The following is an 841-nucleotide window of genomic DNA, read 5'->3' on the forward strand; positions in this document are numbered from 1 at the left end:
CTTCGAGACCGCGCCCCGCGGTCACGGCGAGCTGGGCGGAGTTGCGTCCGGCGAGCCATCCCGGACCCAGGATGCCGGCGGCATCCACGAGCTGCGCGCGCAGCTGCGCCTGCACGCGCGCGGCGGCGCGCGCCGAGAGGGCTTCGCGCGCCCAGAGCAGCAGCGCACGGGCGACGATGACGGCGGCCAGCGCGGTCAGCAGTGCGGTCAGCTCGGCCCACGGCATCCCGTCGATCGCGCGCGTGATCGCGTGCGTCAGCAGCCACGCGAACGCGACGACGACCGCGGTCTGCAGCACGCCGATCACCGCGATCGCGGCGAAGAACGCCCGCGATGCCGACGCGTAGCGCACCAGTCGCGGGTCGACGGGCCGCACGCGTGTGTCTGCCATCCTTCGATCCTGCCTCATCCTTCATCCCCCGCGAGCCGCCATCACACGGCCGAGCCGCCACGTTCCGGCCGGCCGAAGCATGTCGGCTCGAATAGAACGTGGCGGCTCGGCGGTGAGTGTCAGTGGGCTGCGGTCAGCTCCGCCTTCTCGATCGTCGTGCGGGTGATCCGCTTGCGGAAGATCCAGTACGTCCACGCCTGGTAGGCGAGCACGAGCGGCAGGAAGATGAGCGCGGCCCACGACATGATCTGCAGCGTCATCGGCGTGCTGGACGCATTCGAGATGGTCAGGCTGAAGGCGTCATCGGTCGTCGACGGCATGACGTAGGGGAACAGTGCGAGCCACAGCGTCAGCACGGCGAACACGATCGTGACCGCTCCGGCCGCGAAGGCCTTGCCGTCCCCGTCGGCCATGTTGAACCACACCGACAGGAGCAGCGCGACGGCCGCG

The 841-nt window shown here is 70.4% G+C and carries 1 protein-coding gene and 1 pseudogene; both read right to left on the reverse strand.

The annotated features are described in order from the left end of the window. A pseudogene (locus tag I5I_RS05105) lies at positions 1-391 on the reverse strand (thiol reductant ABC exporter subunit CydD); the annotation flags it as partial. 119 nt (positions 392-510) lie between these two features. Then, positions 511-841: cytochrome d ubiquinol oxidase subunit II (locus I5I_RS05110; RefSeq protein ID WP_036317271.1), on the reverse strand; the 331-nt coding region annotated here is incomplete at its 5' end.

The sequence above is a fragment of the Microbacterium sp. B24 genome, from assembly GCF_000333415.1.
Taxonomy (GTDB): domain Bacteria; phylum Actinomycetota; class Actinomycetes; order Actinomycetales; family Microbacteriaceae; genus Microbacterium.